Origin of the sequence: Microbacterium fluvii (assembly GCF_025515205.1) — a bacterium.
Classification (GTDB): domain Bacteria; phylum Actinomycetota; class Actinomycetes; order Actinomycetales; family Microbacteriaceae; genus Microbacterium; species Microbacterium fluvii.
Window position 1 is genome coordinate 789,827 of sequence record NZ_JAOPFX010000001.1, and the last position, 26,094, is coordinate 815,920.

The following is a 26,094-nucleotide window of genomic DNA, read 5'->3' on the forward strand; positions in this document are numbered from 1 at the left end:
CGGTGCGCCCGATCGGGGGCAGGATGGATGCTGCGATGCCTGATCAGACACCCACTCCCGCCGGCGCCAGGGCGCAGCTGGCGGCGCTGGCCGCCTCGGTGGGCCACGGCACGCCACCGCACTCGCGCTGGGTCGATCGGATGCCGCCGGCACCGGGTGCCCGTTCCGCCGCGGTGCTGATGCTCTTCGGCGTGCTCGACGCAGTGCCGGCCGAAGCCCTCGACACCGCTGTGTCGCGCGATCTCGACGTGCTGCTGCTGGCGCGCGCCGAGACGCTGCGGGCGCACCCCGGCCAGATCGCGTTCCCCGGAGGAAGGGTCGATCCGGGGGACGCCGACCCGATCGCCGCCGCCCTGCGCGAGGCGCAGGAGGAGACGGGCCTCGAGCCTGCCGGCGTCGAGGTGCTCGGTGCGCTCGAGCCAGTGCCCCTCGCGTTCTCGCAGCATCTCGTGACCCCCGTGCTGGGGTGGTGGCGGCATCCGTCACCGGTGCGCGTGGTCGACGAGGCCGAGTCGGCGGATGTGTTCCGCGCGCCGGTCGCGGAGCTGCTCAGCCCCGCCCACCGGGGCGTCACGGTGATCCGCCGCGACGGCCAGGAGTGGCGCGGGCCGGGGTTCGTCGCCGGTCGGCACCTCGTGTGGGGCTTCACCGGGATGCTGCTGGACGGCCTGTTCGATCGGCTCGGCTGGACCGAGCCCTGGGACGAGTCCCGCGAGCTGCCGTTCGTGGCCCCTGTCGACACCGGTCGATGAGCCGTGTGATCTGTGCGGCTGCGACCGCCATGCTGACACTCGAGACAGCGCCGACCGGTCAGAAGGCGCCGCTTCGCGCGTCCCAGGTGCTGCGCACGCTCGCCGAGCGGCTGTGCAGCGCGGCGAGAGCGAACTCGCGCAGCAACGGCGCGACGACCCAGCCCCCGTCGGGTGAACGCTCGAGCCCGAACAGTGCGAGCACCTCGATCAGCGCGCGGCAGCCGTTCAGCAGTTCCCGCTCGAGTGCGGCGGGCGTCTCGTGCGCGTCGTCGCGCTCCCGCTGCAGCAGCAGTCGAGGGGTCGACTGCTCGTCCAACCACGTCCAAGGGGCGTAGGGGTCGTCGTATGGGCTGCCCTGCGAGGCCACAGTGTCGGCTCCATCCGTGGCGACCTCGGCTGCGGCATCCCGCACGCACTGCACGACGATGTCGTGCCAGCTCGCTCCCGCGATGCGAGGGCATCGGCACTGTTCGCTGCAGTCGTCGGTGCCCGTGTCGTCGTCGTACCCCCACAGCCGCGATCGAGCTCCGGTGCGGGTGAGTCGGTACGCCTGCGCCGCGGGGGCGCCGCCGGCCGCGGGGTCGGCGAGGCTCCCGTCGGCGAGGGCGAGCAGGAAGAGGTCTCGTGCCACCGGGTCGAAGCCGCTCCCGTAGAGCCTCATGAGGCCCGAGGCGAGTTCGGTCCACAGCGCGATGGGCGATGCGGACTGCGCGAGCACCGCCCGCTTCACCACGAGCCTCCCGCTGCGGCGGTAGGCGAGGTGCAGCGTCAGCATCGCTGCGAAGATCTGCCGCACGCGTTCGGGAGTGCAGTGGAGTGCGGCGGCGCCCTCGATGGCGACCGACGGGTCGACCGTCCGTTCGAACAGGGCGACGCCGTCGGTCGATGCGCGGTCGATGGCCCACCGGATCTCGCGGCAGAAGGCGGCGGCCTCGTCGGCGGTCACCACGACCGGCATGTCGAGTGCTGTCGAGGCGATGTGGCCGCGCAGCCCCTCTCTTGCCGGGCTGGGCAGCCTGGCGACGAGATCGTCGAGCGGCCTGCGCGGGGGCGTGGCGGCAGCATCCTGGATCGCAGCCTGGGCGCGATCGATCGAGAACTCCTCGGCATCGAACGACGCCCAGGGGCCGAGCGTCGACTGGATGCGGGAGTGCATCGCCTCGTGCTGCGGATGGACCGGGTCATCGAGCACCCCTACCAGCACTTCGTGTTCGTAGGGGTCTCTCGCGCAGGTCAGCGGCGACCGCCGTTCGCCCGCGACCACCCGCGGCAGCGCGATGCCGGCGGGCGGCACGTCGCCGGACACGGCCTCGATCAGCACGCTCCAGCGCGGATCGCACGAGTGGGCGAAGACGAGCTGCGGATGGTCGCGCAGCACCGGACCGATACGCGCCGTCGACTCTTCGACGACGGTCGGATCGCGGTAGTCGATCATCGTCATGCGGTCACCCCAGCGATGGCGGCGCCGCGACCACGGCGCCTCTTCGGGGTGATCGGTGAACACGTGCCTCGTACACGAGGGCCAGGAGAACACCGTGCGCACGGCGTCGCGGAGTTCGGTGAGCTTCGCGTCGTAGGCGAACTCGATCTCGCGCCAGATCTCGGGGAGGACGCCGAAGAGCGTCGTGCGGACGGTGACGGTGCGCGTGTAGGGCGGCGGGTGCATGCGACGACGCTAGGGTCGCGGCGGGCCCGCATGGCGCGCGGGGCGGCGTGATGTGCACAAGTCACGCCCACTCCGGAATGGGGGAGGAGCGGTGAGTCGATCGCGGCGGCCCTCCACCGCCGGTGGGCTACACCTTCGCCTTGCGGTACCCCGCTGCCACGGCAGCCGACTGCGTGCGGAAGCACTCCTCCGGCTTGGTGGCGTTGTAGTAGCGCTGACCGGGCATGTGGTAGATGCCCGAGTCCGCGTTTCCCTTGATCGGCGCCCACGAGGGGCAGTTCCACTCCGATGCCGGCGCTGTGGACGACGGGTAGGCCACCGCCGCGGTCGCCTTCGACGTCTTCGACACGGTCGGATGCCCCGACTTCTTGCCCGTGACCTTGACGGTGATCTTCTTGCCTACGACCGCGCTGCTGAGCTTGAGAGTCGACTTCTTGGCGCCAGAGATCGCCTTGCCGTTCGCGTACCACTGATAGGTGAAGCTGGTCCCTGCCGTCCAGGTGCCCGTCTTCGCCGTCAGAGTCTTGGTGACCTTCGCGGCCCCGCTGATGCTCGGGGTGGCGACCTTCGCCACTTTGAGAGTCGACGCCGAGGTGCGCACCACAGTCGCGTAGCCGGACTTCTCGCCGGTGATCTTGACCGAGATCTTCTTGCTCTTCTGCGCGCTTCCGACCGTGTACGTCGACTTCGTCGCACCTGAGATCGCGACTCCGTCGGCGTACCAGCGGTAGCTGAGCTTCGTGCCAGACAGCCAGGATCCGGTCGTGGCCTTCAGCTTCGCGCCGACCACAGCCGTGCCTGTCACCTTTGCGGCGCTCGACGTCGTCGCCTTGGCCGTTGCCGCCGAGGTCTTCGACGCCGTCGTGAACCCGGACTTGGTGCCGGTGACCTTGACGGAGATCTTCTTCGCCTTCTGCGCCGCGCCGATCTTGAAGGTCGCCTTGGTCGCGCCGGGGATCGTCGTGCCGTTCGCATACCACTGGTAGGCGAACGAGGTGCCGGTCGTCCAGGTCCCGGGCTTTGCGGTGAGGGTGAGACCGTAGGCTGCGTAGCCCGAAATCGTGGGAGCGCCGACCGTGGGCGGGCGTGTTGTGCTCGCTGACGTGCGGGTGAGTGCGGCGTAGCCCGTCTTGGTGCCGGTGACGGCCACCGATATGGCTGCACCCCGCTGGGCGGACGTGATCGTGAACGAGGTCGAGGTGGCGCCCTCGATCGGGGAGGCGTCGGCCATCCACTGGTAGGTCAGTGACGTCCCCGACACCCATGTGCCCGCTCCGACGGTGAGCGTGCCGCCGACGACCGCCGTGCCCGTGATCTTCGGTGTCGAGGTGCTCAGCGGTGTGCCGAAGAGAGGCGTCACGGCGCTGCTGGCGACGCTCGCGGCAGAGGTTCCCGCCTCGTTGGTGGCTGTCACAGTGAAGGTGTACTCGGTGCCGTTGGTGAGCCCGGTGACTGTTGTCGAGGTGGCGTCGGTGGTCGTGGTGGAGCCGCCGGGCGCTGTCGTCACGGTGTAGGAGGTGATCGGCGCGCCACCATCCGCTTCGGGTGCGGACCACGAGACCGTTGCAGCGGCATCGGCCGCTGTCGCGACGACGTCGAACGGCGCGTCGGGTGCGACGGCGATGTCGGATGCCGGCGGCGCATCGTCGGCGACCGCGGCGACGGGCGTGAGGGAGAGTGTCCCCGCCATGATCAGGGCAGCCGTGATGGCTGCCAGAAGCTTCTTCACTTCGATCTTCTCCGCTCCCCGCGCGCTGATGACCTGCCGCTGCTCGAGGCCCCACGCAGGCGTCGGCGCCCTCGGAGCGAGATCCAGAGGTCAGAGGTGCTCCGGGTGCACCTCGCCTCAAGCCTACGGCGGTCGGGCAGCGCCGCAGCGAATGATCCGTCCAATCCGAGTGAGTATCGTCTATAAGTCCGAATGTCGGAGGGTGTGCGTAGTGTTGGAGTATGGAAGATGATATCGGGGTGACGCCTTCGGGTGAGCCCGATCCTGACCCCTCGTGGGGTGGGGATGATGTGGTGCTGCCGGGTCCGGATGGGGTGGGTCTGGTGGTGGAGGCGGCGGACATGATGGCGGTGTTCGCGGCGCGCAGGTTGCGGATGATCGAGGTCGCCCGTGCCGAGGCGATGGTCGAGTTTCAGCGGTTGGGGCGGGAGTTCGATCAGATCGGGGAGCGGTCGTTCCGGCTCGAGGTCGCGGCGGCGCTGCGGATCACCGAGCACGCCGCCGGTCAGCTGATCGGCACCGCGGCGGCGCTCACTCACCGGTATCCGCGGATGCTGGGTCTGTTGGAGCGGGCCGGCACCACGGAGCGGCACGCGCAGCTGCTGGCGGAGTTGCTGGACCGGGCGGAGCCGGGCACCCGGGACCGGGTGATGGACGACGCGATCGAGGCGGCCGAGCTGCTGCCGGTGGGCTCCTTCCGACGGCGCCTGGGTGAGTTGATCGCCCTCACCGAGCACCCCACCCTGGAAGACCGGTTCACCGACGCGGTCGCCGGCAGGCGGGTGGTGGTGGAGCGGGCCGATGATGCGATGGCGTGGCTGATGATCCTGCTGCCCGCCGTGGAGGCGCATGCGGTGTTCGAGCGCGCGACCGCGCAGGCCAAGGTGCTCGGGCAGGTCCCGGGGGAGACCCGCACCCTCGACCAGCTCCGCGCCGATGTGGTCGCGGATCTGCTGATCGACGGGGACTGCCAGGCCCACCCCGACACGGTCCGCGGGATCCGCGCGACCGTCGCGGTCACCGTGCCGGCCCTGACGCTGCTCACCGAAGACACCGGCCACGGCCCGGCGGCCGTGGACGGGGTCGGACCGATCCCGCTGTCCCAGGCCAGGGAGCTGTGCGGGGCGGCGGACGGCGGGTGGATGCGGGTGCTCACCCACCCCGAGACCGGCATCGTGCTCTCGGTCGGGCGGGACAGGTACCGGCCGCCGACACCCCTCCGCCAACTCGCCGCCTGGCGATCCGGCCGGTGCATGGCCCCCGGCTGCGCACTGCCCACCACCCGGTGCGACATCGACCACAGTCTCGCGTGGGAACACGGCGGACACACCGCCGCCCACAACCTCTGCCCCCTCTGCCGAGGACACCACACGATCAAACACCACGGACTGTGGACCGTGAACCAAACCCCCGACGGCACCGTCCACTGGCACTCACCGACCGGACGCCACTACACCGTCCACCCCGAACGCAGAACACCCACCTTCACCCCCGACACCCTCACCCCCGCCACCCCCGCACCCTTCTGACACAGAAGGAGAAGGGCCGGAGGGCGAGGCGATCGGCGCGGCTCAGACCGCGGCGTCGCGCGCGGGCAGCACCCAGCCGGCCCGCGGGAAGTGGCAGGTGTAGCCGTTGGGGTAGCGGATCAGATAGTCCTGGTGCTCCGGCTCGGCCTCCCAGAACGGCCCCTCGGGCTCGATCGTGGTGACCGCCTTACCCGGCCACAGTCCCGACGCGTCGACGTCGGCGATCGTGTCGCGCGCGACCTGCTCCTGCTCGGGCGAGAGGGGGAAGATCGCCGAGCGGTAGCTCGTGCCGATGTCGTTGCCCTGACGGTTCAGCGTCGACGGATCGTGGATCTGGAAGAAGAAGGCCAGAAGGTCGCGATACGTCGTCTGCGACGGGTCGAAGACGATCTCGACCGCCTCGGCGTGACCCGGGTGGTTCCGATACGTCGCGTGCGCATTCTCGCCGCCGGTGTAGCCGACGCGCGTCGAGAGCACGCCGGGCTGGCGCCGGATGAGGTCCTCGGCGCCCCAGAAGCAGCCGCCGGCGAGCACGGCGGTCTCGGTGCCGGGCGTGCGGGTGATGGTGCCGGTGTCGAAAGGTCCGCTGGTCATGATGTCTCCTTCGTCGAACCGCGCGATGCGCGCATATCCAGAACAACGGATGCTGACCCCGTTGTGGTCCCTTCCAGGCTAAGAGTCAGCTGGGAGTCGTGGCGACAGCATCCGCTGTCGGCGCTCACCACTACTCTCTACCCGTGACCCACCAGCTCACGCGCGACGAGGCCCGCCGCATCGTGGTGCGCGCCCAGCTGCTCGACGCCGATCGGCCGGGCGACGTCGTCGAGGTCGCCGAGCAGCTCGGCTACGTCAAGATCGACCCCACCGCCGTCATCTCGCCGGCAGAGCACACGGTGCTGTTCTCGCGCATCGGCTGGTCGTACGAGCCCGGTCAGCTGCAGAAGGCGACCGAGCTCGACCGGCAGCTGTTCGAGTTCGACGGCGCGTTCCGACCGATGAGCCTGCAGCCGGCGCTGCTGGCCGCGCAGCGGCGGCGAGGGTTCCGCGACAGCACGACGCAGTGGCTGGCGGCCAACGCACGGTTCCGACGCGACGTGCTCGCCCGGCTCCGCGCCGACGGCCCGCTCGCTGCAGCCGAGATCCCCGACACCGCGCAGGTCGCACGCGCGCCCGACGGCTGGTCGGGGTCGAACCAGGTGCCGATCATGCTCGACCTGCTCGCGCGCATCGGCGAGGTCGCCGTGTCGCGCCGCGAGGGGCGCCACCGCATCTGGGATCTCGCCGAGCGGGTCTATCCGGCCGTCACCACAGGAGACGATGGCGCGGCGCTGCGATCGCTTCAGGAGCGGATGCTGCAGGCCTCGGGCCTGGCCCGCCCGCACACGTTTTGGAGCGGCGTCGGCAAAGACACCGGCGAGCCCGCCGTCGTCGAGGGCGTCGCGACGAAGTACCGCGTCGACCCGGAGGCCCTCGCCGCCCTCGACGCGGAAGACGCGGGCGGTCGCGTCGCGTTTCTCAACCCCTACGACAGCCTGCTGTTCGACAGGCGCCGTCTGCAGGAGGTGTTCGGGTTCACCTACGTGCTCGAGCAGTTCAAGCCCAAGTCGCAGCGCGTCTACGGCGCGTTCGCGCACCCCATCCTCATCGGCGACCGCTTCGTCGGCATGCTCGAGGCCGAACTCGACCGCCAGAACGACGCGCTGCAGGTGCGCGCCGTGCACGAGTTCGCGCCGTTCGAGCCGGAGGACCACGAGATGGTGCGCGCCGAGATCGCCGAGTGGGCGCAGTGGCTGGGCGTCGACGTCGTCGAGGGCGGTCGGCGCGGGTAGCCGATCAGAAGACGAAGAGCTGCCCCAGCACCAGCACCAGGATGAAGAACACCCCCACGAACGCGGCGATGATGGCGAGCGTGCGCCCGGACAGGCGTGCCACGCCCCAGCCGACGAGGAAGGGGAGAGCGAACAGGCCGATCGCCACGATCCACCAGAAGGTCACGTAACCTGCCCGTGTCGCGTCTTCGAGACGACCGCCGAACAGCTGCTGCGACAGCGGGTGGGTCGCGTACTTCACGGCCGCCGAGATCGGCACCGCCACGAACACGAACGTGATGAGACCGACGAGCGTGCCCCACAGCGCGGGGCTGCCGCCGTCGCTGAGCACTCCGCCGCGCAGCGTGCCGTCGTCCTGCCTGTTGTCGGATGCCATGGCATGAGCGTAGGGGACGCACCGGCGCGAGGGGGTCAGCCGGTGAGGGTGAGACCGGGGCCGATGGTAGGATCGTCGATTGGAAGTGTGTCCGAGCGGCCTAAGGAGCATGGCTGGAATCCATGTAGGCGGGGTAACTCGCCTCGCAGGTTCAAATCCTGTCACTTCCGCCACAGGCAGAGCGCCCACTCCCGTGCGGGGTGGGCGCTCTGTCGTCGTCTGCCGTTAGGTCGGCACCGGCTCCCGAGCCCACGGCAGCCCTGCGGCTGCGAACGGCGAACCGGGCCGGATGAGCAGCGACCGCGGCGCGAACCACGCGATCGTCCTTCGCCACGGCGGCGCCGATGCCAGCAGTCCGCGGCGCACGGTGCCGGCATCGGCCGCCGTGACGGTCGCCTGCGCGGCTGTCGGGGCATAGCTGGCCTGCTCGATCGCGACGACGAGCCTGCTCATCGCGCCCCGCGGGGCGCCTGCGGCGATCAGACGCTCGCCGAACACCCGAGGCGACTGGCTCCAGGGCATCGCGATGCCGAGGTCGATCGCCGCCTCCTGACCGAACAGCCATGCCGCGGCCGCCGCGCCCGCATCGTGCGCATCGACACGGGCGCGCAGCATCCGCCGCCGCGCGGCGCCGGCCAGCGCGGGCGCGAACAGCACGGCGAGCACCCCGGCGACCAGCCCGATGCCCGGCCAGGGATTGACCGTGTCGACACGAGTGCTGCCCGACGCCTCCTCGCGCTCGCGCTCGAGCCGGTCGAGCTCCTGCGGGCTCAGACTCGCGCTCTGCGAAGGGGTGGGCGTGGCGCCCGGCGTCGCCCGCGGCCCGTCGGTGGGAGTCGAGGCGAACGACGTCGGCACCCCGAGGCCCTTGGTCGGCTCGAACGCCACCCAGCCGATGCGGTCGAAATACACCTCGGGCCACGCGTGCAACTGGCTCGACATGACGCTGAACACCGGTTCGTCGCCGACCTTGTCGCCGGTGGAGGTACCGGGCAGATACCCCACGACGATGCGGGAGGGCATGTCGAGGGTGCGGGCCATCAGGGCGAAGGCGGCGGCGAAGTGCACGCAATAGCCCTCGCGCACCTCGAGGAACCGGGCGACGGCCTGCACCCCCTCGCCGTCGAATCCGTCTTCGACGGGCGCATCGAGCGAATAGCGGAAGTCCGACCCGCGGAACCACGTCTGCAGCGCGATCAGGGCGTCGTAGTCGTTGTCGGCGTCGGCCGTCACGGCGCGGGCCGTCTGCTCGATCACGGCAGGAGTGCCCTCCGGCACCTCTTTGGTGTCGCGCAGCAGCAGCGGATTCTGCGCCTCCACCGCACGGATCTGCTCCAGCGTGGGCTGCGGCACGACGGTGTCGACGTTGTACTCCTGCCCCCGCGACGATGCCGTCGACGAGCGCACGGTGCGGTTGTAGGGCACCGCCTCCCATACGCCGTCGGCGCCCTCGACGGCGACGGCGGGGTAGGCGGTGGGCAGCCACCGGGTCGCGAGCTCCTGCACCTGCACGGTCGTGCGGGTATCGACGGTGGAGATCGAGGGGTCGGCGTTGAGCGTGCCGAACGCGTGCTCTGCGCCGAGCGCGACCGAGTGCATGGAGTCGGGCTTCCACACCTTGCCGTCGAACTCGGTGAGGGTCGTCACGCGCAGATACGGCGGGTTCTTGGCCGTCGTGTGCAGTCGGATGACCTCGGTCTCGTAGGGCTGGCGCAGGTCGCGACCGAGCGAGAGGTCCGCGTTGATGCCGGGGCCGCCCAGGGCCGCCGGCTGCGACGAGGCGACGGGCTCCGGCAGCAGCGGTGCGACGGCGACCGCCACGATCACCGCGACCGCCCCGATGCCGACCGCGGTCGCGGGCACCCCCGGCTGATCGGGAGCGCGCGGCGCCGCATCCGTTCGCCTTCCCTTGGTCTCGGCGCGCAGCAGGAACAGGATCGCGACCGCCAGCAGCACGAAGCCGATCACATCGGCCTCGCGGGGCACGACGATCGCGGGGATGAGCGAGACCGCGATGAGTCCGACGGCGGCCAGCAGCGGCATCCGCGCGGTCAGCACGACGTGGTCGACGACGATGGTGAGCAGCCCCGTGGCGCCGGCGATGAGGAACGCGAACGACGCCGACACCGGCATAGGCGCTCGACCGAGCTGGATCTCGGTGAGCGCCGTCGTCCACGCCATGCCGGCGTCGTCGAAGGTCTGCGGGGTGGGCAGCACCCAGAGCAGGGCCGAATCGCGGAAGAAGATGCCCGTCAGCAGCAGCGCCCACACCGCCGCCTCGATGAGGGTCACCGCGATCGCCGCCAGCCGCGCGCGGCGCGCCAGGTAGCCCGCCAGCAGCACGAGCGCGCACACCGCGATCGCCGCGACGAGCCACCATCCGCCGACGACGACCCACAGCACGGGCAGCAGCGCGGCCATGACGGCGGCGAAGACGCCGAGCGTCAGTGCGGGCTCGCCGGGCCGCGCGGGGCGAGCGGATGCCGGCGCCTGGTCAGCCGACACGGCTCACCCCTCTCGCCACGGCGCCCACCCACGCGTCGACGGCGTCGTCGGCGTCGGCGGTCGCGGCGGTGTGCCACCCGATGCTCGCCGCGCGCGCGAGCGCGTCGTCGACGGGGGCGATCGCGAGCAGCACGGGCAGCGCCGTGTGGTGCGCGAGACCGCCGAGGGCAGGCACGTCGGCGGGGGTGAGGCGCCCGACGATCAGCACGAGGGGTCCCGTCGTGTCGCCGGCATACCGCGGTGCGAGCGCGGCGAGGCGGTCGTCGCGGTGGGCGGTCAGGGTCGCGCAGCGTCGGATCAGCTCTTCCACCTCGCCGAGATCGCCTGCGTCGATGCGCTCGGCCAGCGGCGCGCCGTCGGTGTCGAGCACCTCGACCGAATACCCGTCGGAGACCAGACGCAGCGCCACCGAGACGCACAGCGACACGGCGTGCTCGAACGACGGGTCGGCCCCGGGCTCGAGCAGGGCGGACGCCTGCCAGCGCACCAGGCTGCGGTCGAGCACGACCGTCGCGTCGGGGGTGGACTCCTGCTCTTCCTGGCGCACCATCAGCGCATCTCGATGCGCGGAGGCCCGCCAGTGGATGCGGCGCATGGAGTCGCCTGGAACGTAGTGACGGGCGATCAGGTTGTCGGCGCCCTGGCCCAGGCGGCTGTTGACGCTGTGCAGCGCGCCCCCCGATTCGCCGGAGAACTCCGAGAGCGTCGGCAGGTCGATGACGGCAGGTGCGACCGAGACGGCGGTCGTCGCCCCCAGCGTGCTGTCGCGCCGGGCGAGGCCGAACGGATCGGTGGTGCGCACCGACAGCGGGCCGAGCACATGCACACCGCGCCGGATGCCGACGGCGGAATACTCCAGGGTGACCTCCTGCTCGCCGGCGCGCAGCCCCGAGCGCAGCGCAGGGAACGCGCCGTGCGCGTCGCCGGCGAAGCCCGACGAGAGCCGGTCCGACCAGCTGCCGGGGGCCGTCGGCAGCGAGCTGCGCATGCTCACCCCCAGCGAGACGCGCACCCGCTCTCCCACGGTCGCCGTCTCCGGCCGCAGCGTCCGCTCCACCTGCTCGGAGTGCCGCGCCAGATGCAGCGAGATCAGGGCCGCGGCGACGGCGGCGGGCAGCAGCAGCCCGAAGTACATGAGGGCGGGGATGCCCAGTTCGTTCGCGGCGACGAAGCAGCCGACAGCCAGCGCGAGGGCGCCCGTCCCGCGGGCGGTCAAGGGCCAGAGCCGTCTCATCGTGCTACTGCCGGCTGGCGATCGGCACGCGCACGGTCTGCGCGATGCGATCGAGGATCGCCGCGATCGTCTCGTGGCCGACGCGGGCACGGGAGCCGGTTGCGGCCCGCGTGGCGATGAGCCGGTGCGCGAAGACGGGGTGCAGCAGATCGGTGAGATCGTCGGGGATCACGAAACCTCTGCCCTCCAGCGCCGCCCACACCTTGGCGGCCCGCACCAGCTGCAGCGTCGCCCGCGGGCTCGCGCCCAGCCGCAGGTCGGGGTGGGTGCGTGTCGCGTGCGCGAGCGCGACGGCGTACTGCTCGATCGCGGGCGCGACGTGCACGTGGCGGGCGGTGTGGATGAGCGCCTGCACCTGATCGGCGCCGACGACCGGCCGGATGGCCTCGAGCGGGTTGACCGCATCGCGCTGGCGCAGCATGAGCGCCTCGTTGTCGGCGTCGGGGTAGCCCATCGAGATGCGCATCATGAAGCGGTCGCGCTGCGCCTCGGGCAGTGCATACGTGCCCTCCATCTCGAGCGGGTTCTGGGTCGCGACCACCAGGAACGGCTCGGCGAGCAGGTGCGAACGACCGTCGACGGTCACCTGCCCCTCTTCCATCGCCTCCAGCAGGGCCGACTGCGTCTTGGGAGAGGAGCGGTTGATCTCGTCGGCGATGACGATGTTGGCGAACACCGCGCCTGGCTTGAACTCGAACTCGCGGTCGACCGGGTTGTAGACGCTCACGCCGGTGACGTCTCCCGGCAGCAGGTCGGGGGTGAACTGGATGCGGCGCACCGTCGCATCCACCGACGCGGCCAGCGCCCGCGCGAGCATCGTCTTGCCGACCCCCGGCACGTCTTCGATGAGCAGATGCCCTTCGGCCAGCAGGCACACCAGGGCGGAGCGCACGGCATCCGGCTTGCCGTCGATGACGCGGCCGATCGCCGCAGAGATCGCGTCGGTCGTGCGTGCGAAGAACTCGGTCTGCTCGTCGGCCTGCTCCGGCATGCGAAACCCCTCGGATCGGTGTCGGGTGCGGCTCGTCGTCGAGCCCTGTTCCGATGCTAATCCTGTGGGCGGATGCGTGGGCCTCCGCGTCTGCTGAGAACCTAGATCGCCGCAGCCACCGCCATCAGCCCGACCGCGACGGCCATCGCGACGGTCTGCACCCGATCGAGCGGGCGGTGCGCGCGGGCGGCGACGACGGCCGAGAACACCGCGTAGACGACCGCGCCGAGGATGAGCAGCGCCGTGAGGGCCTGCGCGCCGACGCCGTGCTGGTGGGCGCCAGGAGACGTGTGGCCGACCCCCATGCCCAGCTGGAGGGCCGCCATCGCGATCATCCCGACATTCGCGTGCACGGCCATCGCGACGGTGTTGGAGTCGACCGCCCTCCGCCCGCGCCGAGGGCTGCGGACCATCGCGAGCACGATCGCGCCGGCGACCAGCAGCGCCGCCCACGCGACGGCGGGCACCAGCCGCGTCGACCACGCGTCGAGCATGGCCACGAGCATCAGCACGGAGGCGGCGAGCTCGGGCGCCCGCACCCGCCGCCGATCGGCTGCCAGACAGCAGGTTCCGATCGCGGCGGGCGCGAGCGCCCAGGCGTGGAGCAGTTCGGTCACGTCTCAACCGTGGTGGCCGTGGCCGCCGTGGTCGTGCCCGTGAGCGCTGTGGTCGTGCCCGTGAGCGCTGTGTGCGCTCGCCGTGCCCGCCGAGCAGTGGTCGCTCACCGGGGCCGGCACGTTCAGCGTGGGGTTGCGCTCGAAGAAGTTGTAGGGCTTGAGCGTGAACTTGGCGTAGTCCATCGGCATGACCGGCCAGTCCTCGTTGCGGGGGAAGTGGGTCAGCCCGAAGGTGTGCCACAGCACGACGTCTTCGCCCACGAGCGGCTCGTCGCCCGCGATGAAGGCGGGGATGCCGGCGCCGCCGGGGTTCTGGTTGACGAAGTCGCCCGCGGCATACCGCTCGGCCGGGTCGTACTTCGTGACGAAGAGGTTCTTCGTCGCGAAGGCGGCCCGCGAGGCGATCGACGAGTCGTCGTCGGCCAGCAGCACCGGGGTCTCGGTCGGGAAGAGCACGTACGAGGTGGGCTGACCCATCGACGTCGTCTTCTCAGTGGAGGCGATCTGCCACACCCGATTGCGCGCGCCGTCGGCCAGGCGCCCGGAGACGAGCTCGCTCGTGATGGGGGTCACCTGCTTCGTGAAGGCGTTGCCTGCGGGGTTGCGCTCCGAGATCGGCACCCGCACGGCGTCGATCTCGTTGACGACGTTGGCCGTGCCGTCGACGGTCATGTCGAGCCGTGCCGAGAACAGGTGCTGGTGGTACGGGGCGCCCAGCCCCGGCGCGACCTCGGAGGCGAACGGATACGGCGACCCGTCGGCATCCGTCCCCGGATAGGCCGACGTGAACAGGATGCCGGTGAGCTTGGCCTCGCACTCGATCGTGCCGTCGAGGTAGAGGTACCAGAAGAACCCGTAGTCGTAGTTGCCGACCGTCGTGAAGAACGAGATCACCAGGCGCCGCTGGCGGCGCACCTCGGACGAGCCGGTGAACAGGTCGGTGTGCTTCCACAGCGACCCGAAGTCCTCTTCGTGCATGCACACGCCGTTGCGGACCGTCCGCGGCATGCCCAGCTCGTCGGCGAGGATCGCGTCGACGTAGGTGATGTCGCCGACGCAGTCGCAGCCGAGTTCGAGCTCGTTGGTGTAGCGGCCGAAGAGGTACTCGCCGGTGTCGAAGTAGTTCTGCCAGAAGCGGTTGGGAGCGGGGTCGGCGTAGGGCACGACCATCTCGCTGATCGACCCGCGGTACATCACGGGGCGCCCGGCGAACGAGAGCTGCCGCAGGATCAGTCCCTCGCGGGTGTCGAAGCCGATGCGCAGATCCCACTCGCCCCACGTGACGTGCTCGCCGTCGACCGTGAAGCTCGAGCCCTCCGGCTGCGAGATGACGATGGGCGTGAGGCCCTCGAGGGGCGGGCCCTGCAGCTCGGGGTCGTCGAAGTTGCCGCTGGTCTGCGGGATCTCGAAACCGGGGGTGTCGATGATCTGCACCACGCGGCGGTCGGCCACGTCGATGTAGGCGGTGAGGCCGTCGACGGGGTGCGCCCACGGGTGATCGGCGGGCGAGAACTGCTGGAAGGCGAAGGTGCGCAGGATCCGCCTGCCCTTCTCGTTCTCGTAGCCGTAGTGGCCGGCCGACAGCGGCACGAGCACGACGTCGTCGACGGTGAGCCCGCGCGCGGCGAGCGCGGCGACCCACTCCGCGTCGGCGTTGGCGATCACGCCGACCTCCTCGAACTCCGCGTCGAGGATCGGCAGCTGCCCGTCGGAGCCGTCGAGCACGGCCTCGCTGATCACTGCGCCGGTCGTGATCGCGACGACGAGGTCGCTCGATCGGGTGGTGGCCATGTCGAGCAGCTGCACCCGCGCCCGGCGTTCGGGCAGCGCCCCGCCGGCCTCCCACGCGAGCACTTCGGCCTTCGTGGGCTCCTCGAGCCCGACATAGGCGAAGCGCACCGTGTCGGTGGTCTCCGGGAGGGCCAGCACGACGGCGCGGACGGCCAGGATCTCGGCGGGGGTGAGCGACGACAGCGGATGCTGCGCCGACGGCGGGGCGGCGGGCGAGACGGTGGGGATGGTGTCGGTGATGGTCATCGTGTTGCTCCTTGCGGGGTGGTGCGTTCAGCCGGCGATCGTGTCGGTGAGCTTGGCGTAGGCCTCGGGGCGGCGCGCCTTGATCCAGGCGGCCTGCAGGTAGCCGAACAGGGGGAAGACGACGATGAGCAGCAGCAGGAACCAGCTGAGCGCTCCGAAGACGGGCGTGCCTGCGGCATCCACGTCGCCGACCATGATCGGGAAGTAGGCGACGATCAGCACGGCCGACAGCACGAGTCCGACGAAGCCGAGTCCGGGGGCGATGATCGTGTTCCACACCCGCCCGTCCTTCTTCGTCTTGACGAAGTAGACGATCACCGCGATCGAGGTGAGGGCCATCAGCAGCGCGATGGCGAGGGTCGCCACGCCGGCGAACCACGTGAACACCGCCAGCACGGGGTCGAGCTGGAAGAGGGCGAACACGGCGATCAGCACGGCGGCCGTCACGGTCTGGGCGAGCGACGACACGTGCGGCGAGAGATGCCGGTGGTGCACGCCGCCCAGGCGGTCGGGCAGCAAGCCCGCGTTCGACATCGAGTGCTGGTAGCGCGTGACGACGTTGTGGAACGAGAGCACGCACGCGAACATCGAGGTGATCAGCAGGACGTTCGTGATGATCTCGCCGGTGGCGCCGAGGTACTGCGACATCGTGCGCAGGATGAGGCTGCCGGGGTCGGCGGCGGCCTCAGCGACGATGTTCGACGGGCCCCAGGCCATCACCAGGCCCCACGACGAGAGCGTGTAGAAGACGCCGATGCCGATCACGGCGGCATAGGTGGCGCGGGGGATGGTCTTGTTCGGGTCGCGCGCCTCGTCGCGGAAGATCGCGGTCGCCTCGAAGCCGATGAAGGCGGCGATCGCGAACATGAGGCCGACGCCGGGGGAGCCCGAGGCCACGTTGGACGGCTCGAAGGGTGCCAGGCTCAGCCCCTCGGCGCCGCCCGAGATGACGACGGCGCCCACCAGCAGCAGCACGATGCCGACCTCCGCCACCAGCAGCACGCCGAGCACCTTGCTCGACAGATCGATGTGCCGGTAGCCGAGCACGCCGACCAGGGCGATCGTCAGCAGCGCGAAGAGCCACCAGGGGAGGGTGACCCCCGTGTAGGTCTGCAGCGTGTAGCTCAGGATGTAGCCGACGTAGCCGTACACCGACACCTGGATCGTCGTGTAGGTGAGCATCGCCACCCACGCGGCGGCGAGGCCCGTCGAGCGGCCCAGGCCGTAGCCGACGTAGGTGAAGAACGCGCCGGGCTTGGGGATGTGGCGCGACATCGCAGCCAGCCCCACCGAGAACAGCAGCAGGATGACGGCGCTGATGGCGTAGAGCGCCGGAAACCCGACGCCGTTGCCGAGCAGGATGCCCAGCGGGGCCGCTCCGCCGATGACGGTGAGCGGGGAGGCGGCGGCGACGACCATGAAGACGATCGCGGTGACGCCGAGGGAGCCGGTGAGGGTCCGCGGCGCGGCGCCCTCCACTCCCGTCGATTCGAGCTTGGTCATGGATTCCTCCGGAGCGGATGCGGGTGCCGTGCGGATGCGGTGGCCTGCGGCAATACTCACGGCGCGCTGTTGCCCGGCCGTTCCCGCGGTGTGAAACCTCTGGCGCCCGAACTGGGAAGGCCGGTGCGGGGTGTCTCATTCGGGCGACACGAACCCGAAACACGGGCGACGCGCCCGGGCAACCGCTCGCGCGTACCGTCGGGAGCGCACCACCCGGGAGACGCCCATGACCGCACTCGCACGCGCCATCGCCCGCCCCGAACCCGTCCACGACTTCGGCGCGACCTCACCCCTGCACGGCCTGGAGCGGCGCACCGTCGGCTTCTGGGACGTGCTGGCACAGTCCGTCGCCGCCGTCGCGCCGGTCGCGGCCTCGACGACCGTCGTGCTGCTGGTGGCGGGAGTCGCGCCGTCAGCGACGGTGATCTCGATCGTGATCGCCGGGGTCCTGAGCCTGGCCGTCGCAGCCACCGTCTCGCAGTTCGCGCGACGCCTGGCCGCGGCCGGCTCCACCTACACCTACACGGCGCGTGGTCTCGGCCCCGGTGCCGGGCTCGCCGCGGGCGCCGCGATCCTCGTCGGCTACGGAGCGATCGCGATGTTCGCGCTCCTCGGCGGCGCGTACTACGTGTCATTCCTGCTGGCTGCGGTCTGGCCCGCCCTGGCGGGCCCCGCCGTGATCGCCGCGGTGCTCGTGGCCGAGGCGGTCGTGGTCGCCCTCGTGCTGTGGCGCGGCATCCGACTGTCGTCGCGGGTCGCGCTGGTGGTCGAGGGACTCTCGGTGGCTCTCGTGGTCGTGCTGCTGGTCGTGCTGCTCGTGCAGATCGGGCCGATCGACCCCGCTGTGGTGTTCCCGGTCGGCCAGTGGTCGCCGGCGGCGATCGCGGCCGGATCGGTCATCGCGTTGACGGCGTTCGTCGGCTTCGAGAGCGCGGCGACCCTCGGCGTCGAGGCGGTCGCGCCGCTGCGCACGGTGCCGAGGGCGATCACCTGGACGGTCGTGGTGGCCGGCGGCCTCTACATCGTCGCGGCAGTCACCCAGGTGGCGGGCTTCGACGCGCTCGGAGCCGACTTCACCTCGGCCGTCTCGCCGATCAACGAGCTGACCGCGGCCTACGGCCTGGGCGGCTGGGGAGTGGTCGCCGACCTCGGCATCGCGGCATCGTTCGTCGCGTGCGCCATCGGGTCGACCACGGCCCTGACCCGCGTGCTGTTCGCGATGGGGCGCGACGGCGTGCTGCCGACGCTCGCCGGCCGCACCCACCGGCGCTTCGGCACGCCGATCGGGGCGATCGCGCTGTCGTTCCCGGCGATCACGGTGATCCCGCTGGCGCTCGTGGTCGCCGGGGTCGGCATCCGCGACGCGATGCACCTGACGATCGCCGTCGGCGGAGCGGGCTACATCGTCGCCTACATCCTGGTGTGCGTCGCGGCCCCCGTCTTCCTCTCGCGCATCGGCGAGCTCACCTGGCGCACCGCGGCGATCGCGATCGTGTCCGCGGTCGTGCTGACGGCGGCCCTCGTGCTGTTCTTCGCCGGCGATGCGGCGGCCGGGAGCCCCGCCCTGTGGGTCGTGCTGGGATGCGCGGCGGCCGCCGGCGCCGCGATCGCGCTGCGGCTGCGCCGCCCCGTCGAGGCGCTGGGCTCGTACGACGAGCCGACGGCGGCCGAGGTGCTCGGCGGCGTCGCCAGGACGAGGGGTGCGGGCGCCTCGTGACGCAGACGGCTGCTCCGAGCCTCGCGGCGCGGCAGCCGCGGGCGATCCACAGCGCCCTGACGGTGCTCGAGGCGGTCGCCCACCTCGGCCCCGGCGCGACGGCGAGGGAGATCTCGACCGAACTGGGGCTGCCCAGGGCCACCGCCTACCGCCTGCTCAACCTGCTCGTGCAGGACGAATACCTCGTGCGCACCCCCGATCTGTCGGGCTTCGCCCTCGGGGCCAAGGTCGCCCAGCTCGCGGCGGTGGCTGCGCCGCCCGCGCGGCTTCCCACCGCGGCGCGCGAGGTCGTCGCTGCGGCCCGCTCCGCGCTGCGCGCCGGGGTGCACGTCGTGCTGTTCGCCGACGGCCGCATCGTCGTGGCCGACGCCGACCCCGACTTCCCGCTCTCCGACGCCGTGCGGCTGGTCCGAGAGCCGGAGCGGTTCGCCCTGGGCATGCTGCTGCTGGTCGAGGGGGGAGCGGGGGGAGACGCGACGGCGCTCTACGGCACCGCGGGCGCCGCCGCCGCCGACGACCTCGCCCGCTACGGCGCGACCCGCCGACTCGGCGACGGCGCCGGCTACGGCTGCATCGCCGTTCCCATCCGTGACGCCGGCGGCGTCCTCGTGGGCGCGGTGTCGTTCTGCGGCCCCCGGCACCGCGTGGCCGATCCGCTCGGGGTGCTGGAGGTGCTGCAGCCGGCAGCGACCGCCCTCTCTCCGCTCGTGAGCTGAGAGGCGGGGCCCGCGGCATCCGGTAGAGTGGTGTCAGCTCTCCGCGAGGCGGCATCCAGGCCAATTCCCCCAGGACGGAAACGTAGCAAGGGTAACCGGGCTCTGCCGGGTTCGCGGAGAGTCTTTCTTTTGCCCGCGGTGCCCGGCTTTTGCCCGGCGGCGCCCTGGCCGCACCCCACGGTCGGACCATAGGGTGGATGTGTGGCGCAGAGCATCTTCATCACTTCGGCAGAAGGACACTCGGGCAAATCCACGGTCGCACTGGGGGTGCTCGACGCCCTCAGTCACGCCACCGCGCGGGTGGGCGTCTTCCGCACGATCGCCCGCTCCACCGACGAGCGCGACTACGTGCTCGAGATGCTGCTCGACCACGACGGCGTCGACCTGGGCTACGAAGAGTGCGTCGGGGTCACCTACGACGAGGTGCGCGACGACCCCGAGGCGGCCCTGGCGACGATCGTCGAGCGCTACAAGGCGGTCGAGGCGCAGTGCGAGACCGTCGTGATCCTCGGCAGCGACTACACCGACGTGTCGGGGGCGACCGAGCTCGGCTACAACGCCCGCATCGCCGCCAACCTCGGTGCGCCGGTGCTGCTCGTGCTCAACGGGCGCGCGACCTTCGGAGAGCAGCTGGGCTCGGCCGAGGCGCGCTCGCCGGAGGAGATGGGCCAGCTCGTGCCGCCCGCACTGGCGGAGCTCGCCCATGCGCGGGCGTCGCTGTTCGCCGTGGTCGCCAATCGCGCCGATCCCGACCGACTGGTCGAGGTCGTCGAGGCCCTTTCGTCTGCGGTGGATGCGGGGCGCCTCCGTGGCGCGAAGGTGCCGGTGTGGGCGCTCCCCGAAGACCGGTTCCTCGTCGCCCCCGCCGTGCGCGATGTGCAGCGCACGCTCGGGGCGACGCTGCTCAAGGGCGACCCAGAGCTGCTCAAGCGCGAGGTGCTCGCCGTCGTCATCGCCGCGATGTCGATGGTCAACGTGCTCGGCCGCCTCGAAGAGAGCGCGCTCGTGGTGATCCCCGCCGACCGCACCGAAGTGCTGCTGTCGACGCTGCTGGCGCACTCGTCCGGCACTTTCCCGTCGCTGAGCGGCATCGTGCTGAACGGCCCCTTCCCGCTGCCAGACGAGGTGACGCGGCTCATCGAGGGCCTCGGCTCGCCGCTGCCGATCATCTCCACTGACATGGGCACCTACGAGACCGCCGCCCGCATCATGAACACCCGTGGGCGGCTCGCCGCCGACTCCGACCGGCGCTACGACACGGCGCTGGCGATCTTCGAGCAGCACGTCGACACCGACGAGCTGACCCGCTCGCTCGGCCTCGTGCGCTCGACGATCGTCACGCCGCTGATGTTCGAGTACGGACTGCTCGAGCGTGCGCGCTCGGCGCGCAAGCGCATCGTGCTCCCAGAGGGCGGCGACGACCGCGTGCTGCGCGCGGCGGCGACGGTGCTGGCCCGCGGCATCGCCGACCTCGTGATCCTCGGCGAAGAGGTCGAGGTGCGCTCTCGTGCGCTCGAACTCGGCATCGACCTGCGTGCCGCCCGCATCCTCTCGCCTTTCGACGCCGTGCACGTCGACAAATTCGCCAGGGAGTACGAGCGGCTGCGCGCGCACAAGGGCATGACCTACCAGCGCGCCGCCGACACCGTCACCGATGTGTCGTACTTCGGCACCCTCATGGTGCACCTGGGCCTTGCCGACGGCATGGTCTCGGGCGCCGCCCACACGACGGCGCACACGATCCGCCCGGCGTTCGAGATCATCAAGACCAAGCCAGGCGTCTCGGTGGTCTCGTCGGTGTTCCTCATGGCCCTCGCCGACCGGGTGCTGGTCTACGGCGACTGCGCCGTGATCCCCGACCCGACCTCCACCCAGCTCGCCGACATCGCGATCTCGTCGGCCGCGACGGCCCAGCAGTTCGGCATCGAGCCGCGCATCGCGATGCTGTCGTACTCCACCGGCACCTCCGGTTCGGGCGAAGACGTCGAGAAGGTGCGGGAGGCGACCGCCCTCGTGCGCGAGCGCGCGCCGCAGCTGCTGGTCGAGGGCCCCATCCAGTACGACGCCGCCGCCGACGCGGCGGTCGCGGCGGCCAAGATGCCCGACTCGCAGGTGGCGGGGCGCGCGACGGTCTTCGTCTTCCCCGATCTGAACACCGGCAACAACACCTACAAGGCGGTGCAGCGCTCGGCGGGCGCCGTCGCGATCGGCCCCGTGCTGCAGGGCCTCAACAAGCCGATCAACGATCTGTCGCGCGGCGCCCTCGTCGACGACATCGTCAACACCATCGCGATCACGGCCATCCAGGCCCAGGGGGAGCAGGCGTGAGCGTCATTCTGGTCGTCAACAGCGGATCGTCCTCGTTCAAGTACCAGCTGATCGACCTGGCCACCGAGCAGCCGCTCGCCTCGGGCCTGGTCGAGCGCATCGGCGAGGGCGAGGGCATCGCGACCCACAAGGTGCTGTTCTCGGCCCAGCCGGGGGAGCCCGTGCCGACAGCGCGCGACGCGAGCTACCGGCGGGAGGTGCCCATCCCGAACCACACCGAGGGCTTCGCCGTCATGCTGCGCGCCTTCGAGGAGTACGGGCCCTCGCTCACCGAACGGGCGCCGGTGGCCGTCGGCCACCGCGTCGTGCACGGCGGGGCGCGCTTCTTCGAGCCGACGCTCATCACGCCGCTCGTCGAGATCAACATCGACGAGCTGTCGCTGCTGGCGCCCCTGCACAACCCCGGCGCGCTGCAGGGCATCAAGGCGGCCACCGCGGCCTTCCCCGACCTTCCCCACGTCGCCGTCTTCGACACGGCGTTCCACCAGACGCTGCCGCCGGCCGCCTACACGTACGCGATCGATGCGGAGCTGGCAGAGGCTCACCGCATCCGCCGCTACGGGTTCCACGGCACGAGCCACAAGTTCGTCTCTGAAGCCGCGGCCGCCTTTCTCGAGCGCCCGCTCGGCGACCTGCGCCAGATCGTCTTCCACCTCGGCAACGGGGCGTCGGTCACCGCCGTCGACGGCGGCAGGTCGGTGGAGACCTCGATGGGCATGACGCCGCTCGAGGGTCTCGTGATGGGAACCCGCTCGGGCGATGTCGACCCCGCGGTGCTGTTCCACCTGCACCGCCGCGCCGACATGAGCGTGGCCGACCTCGACGAGCTGCTCAACAAGCGCAGCGGCGTGCGGGGGCTCTCGGGGGTCTCCGACATGCGCGACATCGAAGAGCGCGTCGAGGCGGGGGATGCCGCCGCCACGCTCGCCTTCGAGGTGTACCTGCACCGGCTGCGCGCGTATGCCGGGGCCTACATCGCGCAGCTCGGCGGGGTGGATGTCATCTCGTTCACGGCAGGAGTCGGCGAGAACTCGCCGGCCGTGCGCGCGGGGGCCATGGCGACCCTCGGCTTCGCCGGCGTGCGCATCGACCCAGAGCGCAACCAGACCCGGGCCCGCGGCATCCGCGTCATCTCCACCGACGACTCGCCGGTCACGGTGCTGGTCGTGCCGACGAACGAAGAGCTCGAGATCGCCAGGCAGACGCTGGCCGTCGCGCGGGGCTGAGTGCGCATTCACCCGCGCGTAACACCCCGCGGCTACGCTGGCGGTGTGCCAGTGGAACAGCTCCCGGACCTGACCTCCTACGACGCCGTGCTCTTCGACCTCGACGGGGTGCTCACCCCCACCGCCGAGGTGCACATGCACGCGTGGCAGACGATGTTCACCGAACTCTTCGCCGCGTGGAGCATCGAGCCGCCCTACACGGAGGCCGACTACTTCGAGCATCTCGACGGCAAGAAGCGCTATGACGGCGTCGCGAGCCTGCTGCGCAGCCGCGACGTCGAGGTGCCGTGGGGAGACCCGGCCGACTCCCCGACCGCCGACACCGTCTGCGGCATCGGCAACCGCAAGAACGCCTTCTTCGAGCGCGTGCTGCGCGATGAGGGAATCGCCGCCTACCCCGGTTCGCTCGACCTGCTGAACGTGCTGCGCGACGCCGGCACGACGGTGGCGGTCGTCTCGAGCTCCAAGAACGCCGAGGAGGTGCTGGGCGTCGCCGGCATCCGCGATCGGTTCCCTGTCGTCATGGACGGCGTCATCGCCGAGCGCGATCACCTCGCCAGCAAGCCCGCGCCCGACGTCTTCGTCGAGGCGGCGCGGATGCTGGGAGTCGATCCCGCCCGCAGCGCCGCCGTCGAAGACGCCATCAGCGGCGTGCGCTCGGCCGTCGCGGGAGGCTTCGCGCTGGTCGTCGGCGTCGACCGCGGCGTCGGCGTCGAGGCCCTGCGCGCCGCCGGTGCCCACGTGATCGTCTCGGACCTGGAGGAGTTCGTCTCATGATGGATCGCGACCGCTTTCCCGTCGACCCGTGGCGCCTGGTCGAGACGAGCTTCTCGCTCGAAGACGCCGGGGTCACCGAGACGGTGTTCGCCGTTGGCAACGGCTACCTCGGCCTCCGCGGCAACCAGCCGGAGGGGCGCCACGCGCACGAGCACGGCACCTTCATCAACGGGTTCCACGAGACCTTCCCGATCCGCCACGCGGAGCAGGCCTACGGCTTCGCCGAGGTGGGCCAGACGATCATCAACGCCCCCGACGCGAAGGTCATGCGCGTCTACGTCGACGACGAGCCCCTCTCACTCGATGTCGCCGACGTGCGCGATTACGAGCGCTCGCTCGATTTCCGCGACGGCGTGCTGCGACGGCGACTGCTGTGGGTGACGCCCAGTGGCAAAGAGGTGCAGATCGACTTCGACCGCCTCGTCTCGTTCGAAGAGAAGCACCTCGCCCTCATGCGGCTCGCGATCACGGTGCTCAACTCCGACGCTCCGGTCACCGTCAGCTGCCAGCTGATCAACCGGCAGGACGGCGAAGACGTCTACGGCGGCACGCCCAGTGCGCCCAGGAAGGCGGGCTTCGACCCTCGGAAGGCGGAGCGCATCCACGAGCGCGTGCTGCAGCCGCAGGAGTACTGGCAGGACGCCAACCGCTCGGCGCTGGCCTACAAGGTCACCGAGTCGGGCATGACCTTCGCGGTGGTCGCCGACCACATCATCGAGACCGAGAACCCCTATGACGCGCGCCGGCTCATCGAGCCCGACATCGCCAAGAACGTCTTCCGCGTGCGGGCCAAGGCGGGCGTTCCCACGACCATCACCAAGCTCGTGAGCTATCACACCTCCCGCGGAGTGCCCGCCCGCGAGCTCGTCGACCGCTGCCGGCGCACGCTCGACCGGGCGCTGGCCGAAGGCGTGGCGTCGGTCTACGACCGCCAGCGTGCATGGCTCGACGGCTTCTGGGAGCGTTCGGACGTCGTGATCGAAGGCCACGACGACGTGCAGCAGGCCACGCGCTGGTGCCTGTTCGCGCTCGCGCAGGCCGCGTCGCGCGCCGACGGGTCGGGCGTGCCGGCCAAGGGCGTGAGCGGCTCCGGCTACAGCGGCCACTACTTCTGGGACACCGAGATCTACGTGCTCCCGTTCCTCACCTATACGACCCCGCTGTGGGCGAGGAACGCGCTGCGGATGCGGGGGCTCATGCTGCCCGCCGCGCGCCGGCGCGCGTTCATGCTCAACGAGGCGGGCGCCCTGTTCCCCTGGCGCACGATCAACGGCGAGGAGGCGTCGGCCTACTACGCCGCCGGCACCGCCCAGTACCACATCAACGCCGACGTCAGCTACGCCCTCGCCAAGTACGCGCGGGCCACGGAAGACATCGACTTCCTCTTCCGAGAGGGCGTCGACATCGCGGTCGAGACGGCGCGCCTGTGGTACACGCTCGGCTTCTGGCGCACGAGCGACCCGACCGACGGCGAGGGGGAGGGCGAGACCTTCCACATCCACGGCGTGACGGGTCCTGACGAGTACACGACCGTCGTCAACGACAACCTCTTCACGAACGTCATGGCCCGCTTCAACCTGCGGTTCGCGGCGCGCATCGTGCGGATGATGCAGGAGCACGACGGCGAGGTCTACCGTCACATGGTCGATCGGCTCGGACTCGACGAGAGCGAGGCCGACGAGTGGGAGCGGGCCGCCGAGGCGCTGCACATCCCGTTCAGCCCTGCCCTGGGCATCCATCCGCAGGACGCCGTCTTCCTCGAGCGGGAGGTATGGGATCTGGCGGCAACCCCGCCCGACAAGCGGCCGCTGCTGCTGCACTTCCACCCGCTCGTGATCTACCGCTACCAGGTGCTCAAGCAGGCCGACGTCGTGCTCGCCCTCTTCTTGCAGGGCAACCACTTCACGGCGGAGGAGAAGCTCGCCGACTTCGAGTACTACGACCCGCTGACCACGGGCGACTCGACGCTGTCGGCGGTCGTGCAGTCGATCCTGGCCGCAGAGGTCGGCTACCAGGATCTCGCCCTCGAGTACTTCCGCCAGGCGCTGTTCGTCGACCTCGGCGACCTGCACCACAACGCCGCCGACGGCGTGCACGTCGCCTCCGCGGGCGGAGTGTGGACGGCGCTGGTGTCGGGCTTCGGCGGCATGCGCGACTACTTCGGCGAGCTGAGCTTCGATCCGAGGCTTCCGGCCGACTGGCCGTCGCTGAGCTTCGTGCTGCACTGGAAGGGCACGCGCCTGGCCGTCACGGTCACGATCGACGCCCTCACGGTGACCGCGGGGGAGGGCGAGGCCGTCGCGTTCACGGTGCGCGGCACCGACTACGCGGTCGGCCCAGGCGAGACGGTGCGGGTGCCGCTGGACGGCCAGGGGCCGGTGCGGGCCGGCCGCCCCAGCATCGAGCAGTTCGCCGACACTCCGCTCGAAGACGGCACGCTGCTGTCGGCATCCGTCCCCGTCGTCACGACCGCCATCCCGATCATCGGCGAGCCCGCCGATCTCGAGCACGGCGCGGACGTGTGAGCGGGCTGGATGTCGCACCCACGCCGTAGGCTGGAAG

The 26,094-nt window shown here is 71.0% G+C and carries 19 protein-coding genes, 1 tRNA gene and 1 other RNA gene; 11 read left to right on the plus strand and 10 right to left on the minus strand.

Annotated elements, in window-relative coordinates; genetic code table 11:
• Positions 1-35 precede the first annotated feature (35 nt).
• A complete protein-coding gene (locus tag OAW74_RS03550) occupies positions 36-752 on the plus strand; it encodes an NUDIX hydrolase (RefSeq protein ID WP_262872957.1) in 717 nt (238 codons plus the stop codon).
• 58 nt (positions 753-810) lie between these two features.
• On the opposite strand, the gene OAW74_RS03555 is transcribed toward OAW74_RS03550, so the two are convergent.
• Together OAW74_RS03555 and OAW74_RS03560 are read right to left on the minus strand one after the other, a co-directional pair.
• Positions 811-2,418, minus strand: a complete 1,608-nt coding sequence (locus OAW74_RS03555; protein WP_262872958.1) for a plasmid pRiA4b ORF-3 family protein — start codon at positions 2,416-2,418, stop codon at positions 811-813.
• 127 nt (positions 2,419-2,545) lie between these two features.
• Entirely contained in the window at positions 2,546-4,147 is a 1,602-nt protein-coding gene (locus OAW74_RS03560) for a sunset domain-containing protein (RefSeq protein ID WP_262872959.1), read from the minus strand.
• Between the two features lie 221 nt (positions 4,148-4,368).
• Between OAW74_RS03560 and OAW74_RS03565 the strand changes: the two genes are divergently transcribed.
• The gene (locus OAW74_RS03565) at positions 4,369-5,676 is read left to right on the plus strand and encodes an HNH endonuclease signature motif containing protein (protein WP_262872960.1); all 1,308 of its coding nucleotides are present in this window, start codon (positions 4,369-4,371) and stop codon (positions 5,674-5,676) included.
• Positions 5,677-5,718: 42 nt separating this feature from the next.
• On the opposite strand, the gene msrA is transcribed toward OAW74_RS03565, so the two are convergent.
• Positions 5,719-6,270 (minus strand): peptide-methionine (S)-S-oxide reductase MsrA, encoded by a 552-nt coding sequence (gene msrA / locus OAW74_RS03570; RefSeq protein WP_262872961.1) that lies wholly within the window; start codon positions 6,268-6,270, stop codon positions 5,719-5,721.
• Positions 6,271-6,413: 143 nt separating this feature from the next.
• Here msrA and OAW74_RS03575 point away from each other — a divergent pair, with 143 nt between their 5' ends.
• Positions 6,414-7,505: a DNA glycosylase AlkZ-like family protein gene (locus tag OAW74_RS03575; RefSeq protein ID WP_262872962.1), complete on the plus strand. Its 1,092-nt coding sequence runs from the start codon at positions 6,414-6,416 to the stop codon at positions 7,503-7,505.
• Positions 7,506-7,509: 4 nt separating this feature from the next.
• Here OAW74_RS03575 and OAW74_RS03580 read toward each other — a convergent pair whose 3' ends face one another.
• Complete coding sequence (locus tag OAW74_RS03580; RefSeq protein WP_262872963.1) at positions 7,510-7,881, minus strand: hypothetical protein; 372 nt, start codon at positions 7,879-7,881, stop codon at positions 7,510-7,512.
• A gap of 81 nt (positions 7,882-7,962) precedes the next feature.
• On the opposite strand from OAW74_RS03580, the gene OAW74_RS03585 reads away from it, so the two are divergent.
• A tRNA-Ser gene (locus OAW74_RS03585) sits at positions 7,963-8,054 on the plus strand.
• 52 nt (positions 8,055-8,106) lie between these two features.
• Here the strand turns inward: OAW74_RS03585 and OAW74_RS03590 are convergent.
• The 6 genes from OAW74_RS03590 to OAW74_RS03615 all read right to left on the minus strand — a co-directional run bounded on the left by OAW74_RS03590 (position 8,107) and on the right by OAW74_RS03615 (position 16,828).
• Complete coding sequence (locus OAW74_RS03590; protein WP_262872964.1) at positions 8,107-10,386, minus strand: transglutaminase family protein; 2,280 nt, start codon at positions 10,384-10,386, stop codon at positions 8,107-8,109.
• Positions 10,376-11,602 (minus strand): DUF58 domain-containing protein, encoded by a 1,227-nt coding sequence (locus OAW74_RS03595; protein WP_262872965.1) that lies wholly within the window; start codon positions 11,600-11,602, stop codon positions 10,376-10,378. Before OAW74_RS03595 ends, OAW74_RS03590 begins: the two co-directional genes overlap by 11 nt.
• 22 nt (positions 11,603-11,624) lie before the next feature.
• Positions 11,625-12,611 (minus strand): AAA family ATPase, encoded by a 987-nt coding sequence (locus OAW74_RS03600; RefSeq protein WP_262872966.1) that lies wholly within the window; start codon positions 12,609-12,611, stop codon positions 11,625-11,627.
• A 101-nt stretch (positions 12,612-12,712) separates the two neighbouring features.
• Positions 12,713-13,228 (minus strand): hypothetical protein, encoded by a 516-nt coding sequence (locus tag OAW74_RS03605; RefSeq protein ID WP_262872967.1) that lies wholly within the window; start codon positions 13,226-13,228, stop codon positions 12,713-12,715.
• Between the two features lie 3 nt (positions 13,229-13,231).
• On the minus strand, positions 13,232-15,265 hold the full coding sequence (locus OAW74_RS03610; protein ID WP_262872968.1) for a primary-amine oxidase: 2,034 nt from the start codon (positions 15,263-15,265) through the stop codon (positions 13,232-13,234).
• A gap of 27 nt (positions 15,266-15,292) precedes the next feature.
• Positions 15,293-16,828, minus strand: a complete 1,536-nt coding sequence (locus OAW74_RS03615) for an APC family permease (protein ID WP_316250202.1) — start codon at positions 16,826-16,828, stop codon at positions 15,293-15,295.
• Positions 16,829-16,994: 166 nt separating this feature from the next.
• Between OAW74_RS03615 and OAW74_RS03620 the strand changes: the two genes are divergently transcribed.
• From OAW74_RS03620 to OAW74_RS03650, 7 genes are all read left to right on the plus strand, one after another.
• Entirely contained in the window at positions 16,995-18,485 is a 1,491-nt protein-coding gene (locus OAW74_RS03620) for an APC family permease (RefSeq protein WP_262872969.1), read from the plus strand.
• Positions 18,482-19,201 carry a helix-turn-helix domain-containing protein gene (locus OAW74_RS03625; protein WP_262872970.1) on the plus strand — a complete coding sequence of 240 codons (720 nt, stop codon included), beginning with the start codon at positions 18,482-18,484 and terminating at the stop codon, positions 19,199-19,201. The genes OAW74_RS03620 and OAW74_RS03625 overlap by 4 nt, the downstream gene beginning before the upstream one ends.
• A 32-nt stretch (positions 19,202-19,233) precedes the next feature.
• Positions 19,234-19,330, plus strand: an RNA gene (ffs, locus tag OAW74_RS03630) — signal recognition particle sRNA small type.
• 72 nt (positions 19,331-19,402) lie between these two features.
• On the plus strand, positions 19,403-21,529 hold the full coding sequence (gene pta, locus OAW74_RS03635; RefSeq protein WP_262872971.1) for a phosphate acetyltransferase: 2,127 nt from the start codon (positions 19,403-19,405) through the stop codon (positions 21,527-21,529).
• Positions 21,526-22,755: an acetate kinase gene (locus OAW74_RS03640; protein ID WP_262872972.1), complete on the plus strand. Its 1,230-nt coding sequence runs from the start codon at positions 21,526-21,528 to the stop codon at positions 22,753-22,755. Before pta ends, OAW74_RS03640 begins: the two co-directional genes overlap by 4 nt.
• A gap of 51 nt (positions 22,756-22,806) precedes the next feature.
• The gene (locus OAW74_RS03645; protein ID WP_262872973.1) at positions 22,807-23,532 is read left to right on the plus strand and encodes an HAD family hydrolase; all 726 of its coding nucleotides are present in this window, start codon (positions 22,807-22,809) and stop codon (positions 23,530-23,532) included.
• Positions 23,529-26,057 carry a glycoside hydrolase family 65 protein gene (locus OAW74_RS03650; protein ID WP_262872974.1) on the plus strand — a complete coding sequence of 843 codons (2,529 nt, stop codon included), beginning with the start codon at positions 23,529-23,531 and terminating at the stop codon, positions 26,055-26,057. The genes OAW74_RS03645 and OAW74_RS03650 overlap by 4 nt, the downstream gene beginning before the upstream one ends.
• Positions 26,058-26,094: the final 37 nt, after the last annotated feature.

Coding starts and splice junctions, on each gene's coding strand:
- OAW74_RS03550 (WP_262872957.1), top strand. CDS start 36: ATGCCTGATCAGACACCCACTCCCGCCGGCGCCAGGGCGCAGCTGGCG.
- OAW74_RS03555 (WP_262872958.1), bottom strand. CDS start 2,418: ATGCACCCGCCGCCCTACACGCGCACCGTCACCGTCCGCACGACGCTC.
- OAW74_RS03565 (WP_262872960.1), top strand. CDS start 4,369: ATGGAAGATGATATCGGGGTGACGCCTTCGGGTGAGCCCGATCCTGAC.
- msrA (WP_262872961.1), bottom strand. CDS start 6,270: ATGACCAGCGGACCTTTCGACACCGGCACCATCACCCGCACGCCCGGC.
- OAW74_RS03580 (WP_262872963.1), bottom strand. CDS start 7,881: ATGGCATCCGACAACAGGCAGGACGACGGCACGCTGCGCGGCGGAGTG.
- OAW74_RS03600 (WP_262872966.1), bottom strand. CDS start 12,611: ATGCCGGAGCAGGCCGACGAGCAGACCGAGTTCTTCGCACGCACGACC.
- OAW74_RS03610 (WP_262872968.1), bottom strand. CDS start 15,265: ATGACCATCACCGACACCATCCCCACCGTCTCGCCCGCCGCCCCGCCG.
- OAW74_RS03620 (WP_262872969.1), top strand. CDS start 16,995: ATGACCGCACTCGCACGCGCCATCGCCCGCCCCGAACCCGTCCACGAC.
- OAW74_RS03650 (WP_262872974.1), top strand. CDS start 23,529: ATGATGGATCGCGACCGCTTTCCCGTCGACCCGTGGCGCCTGGTCGAG.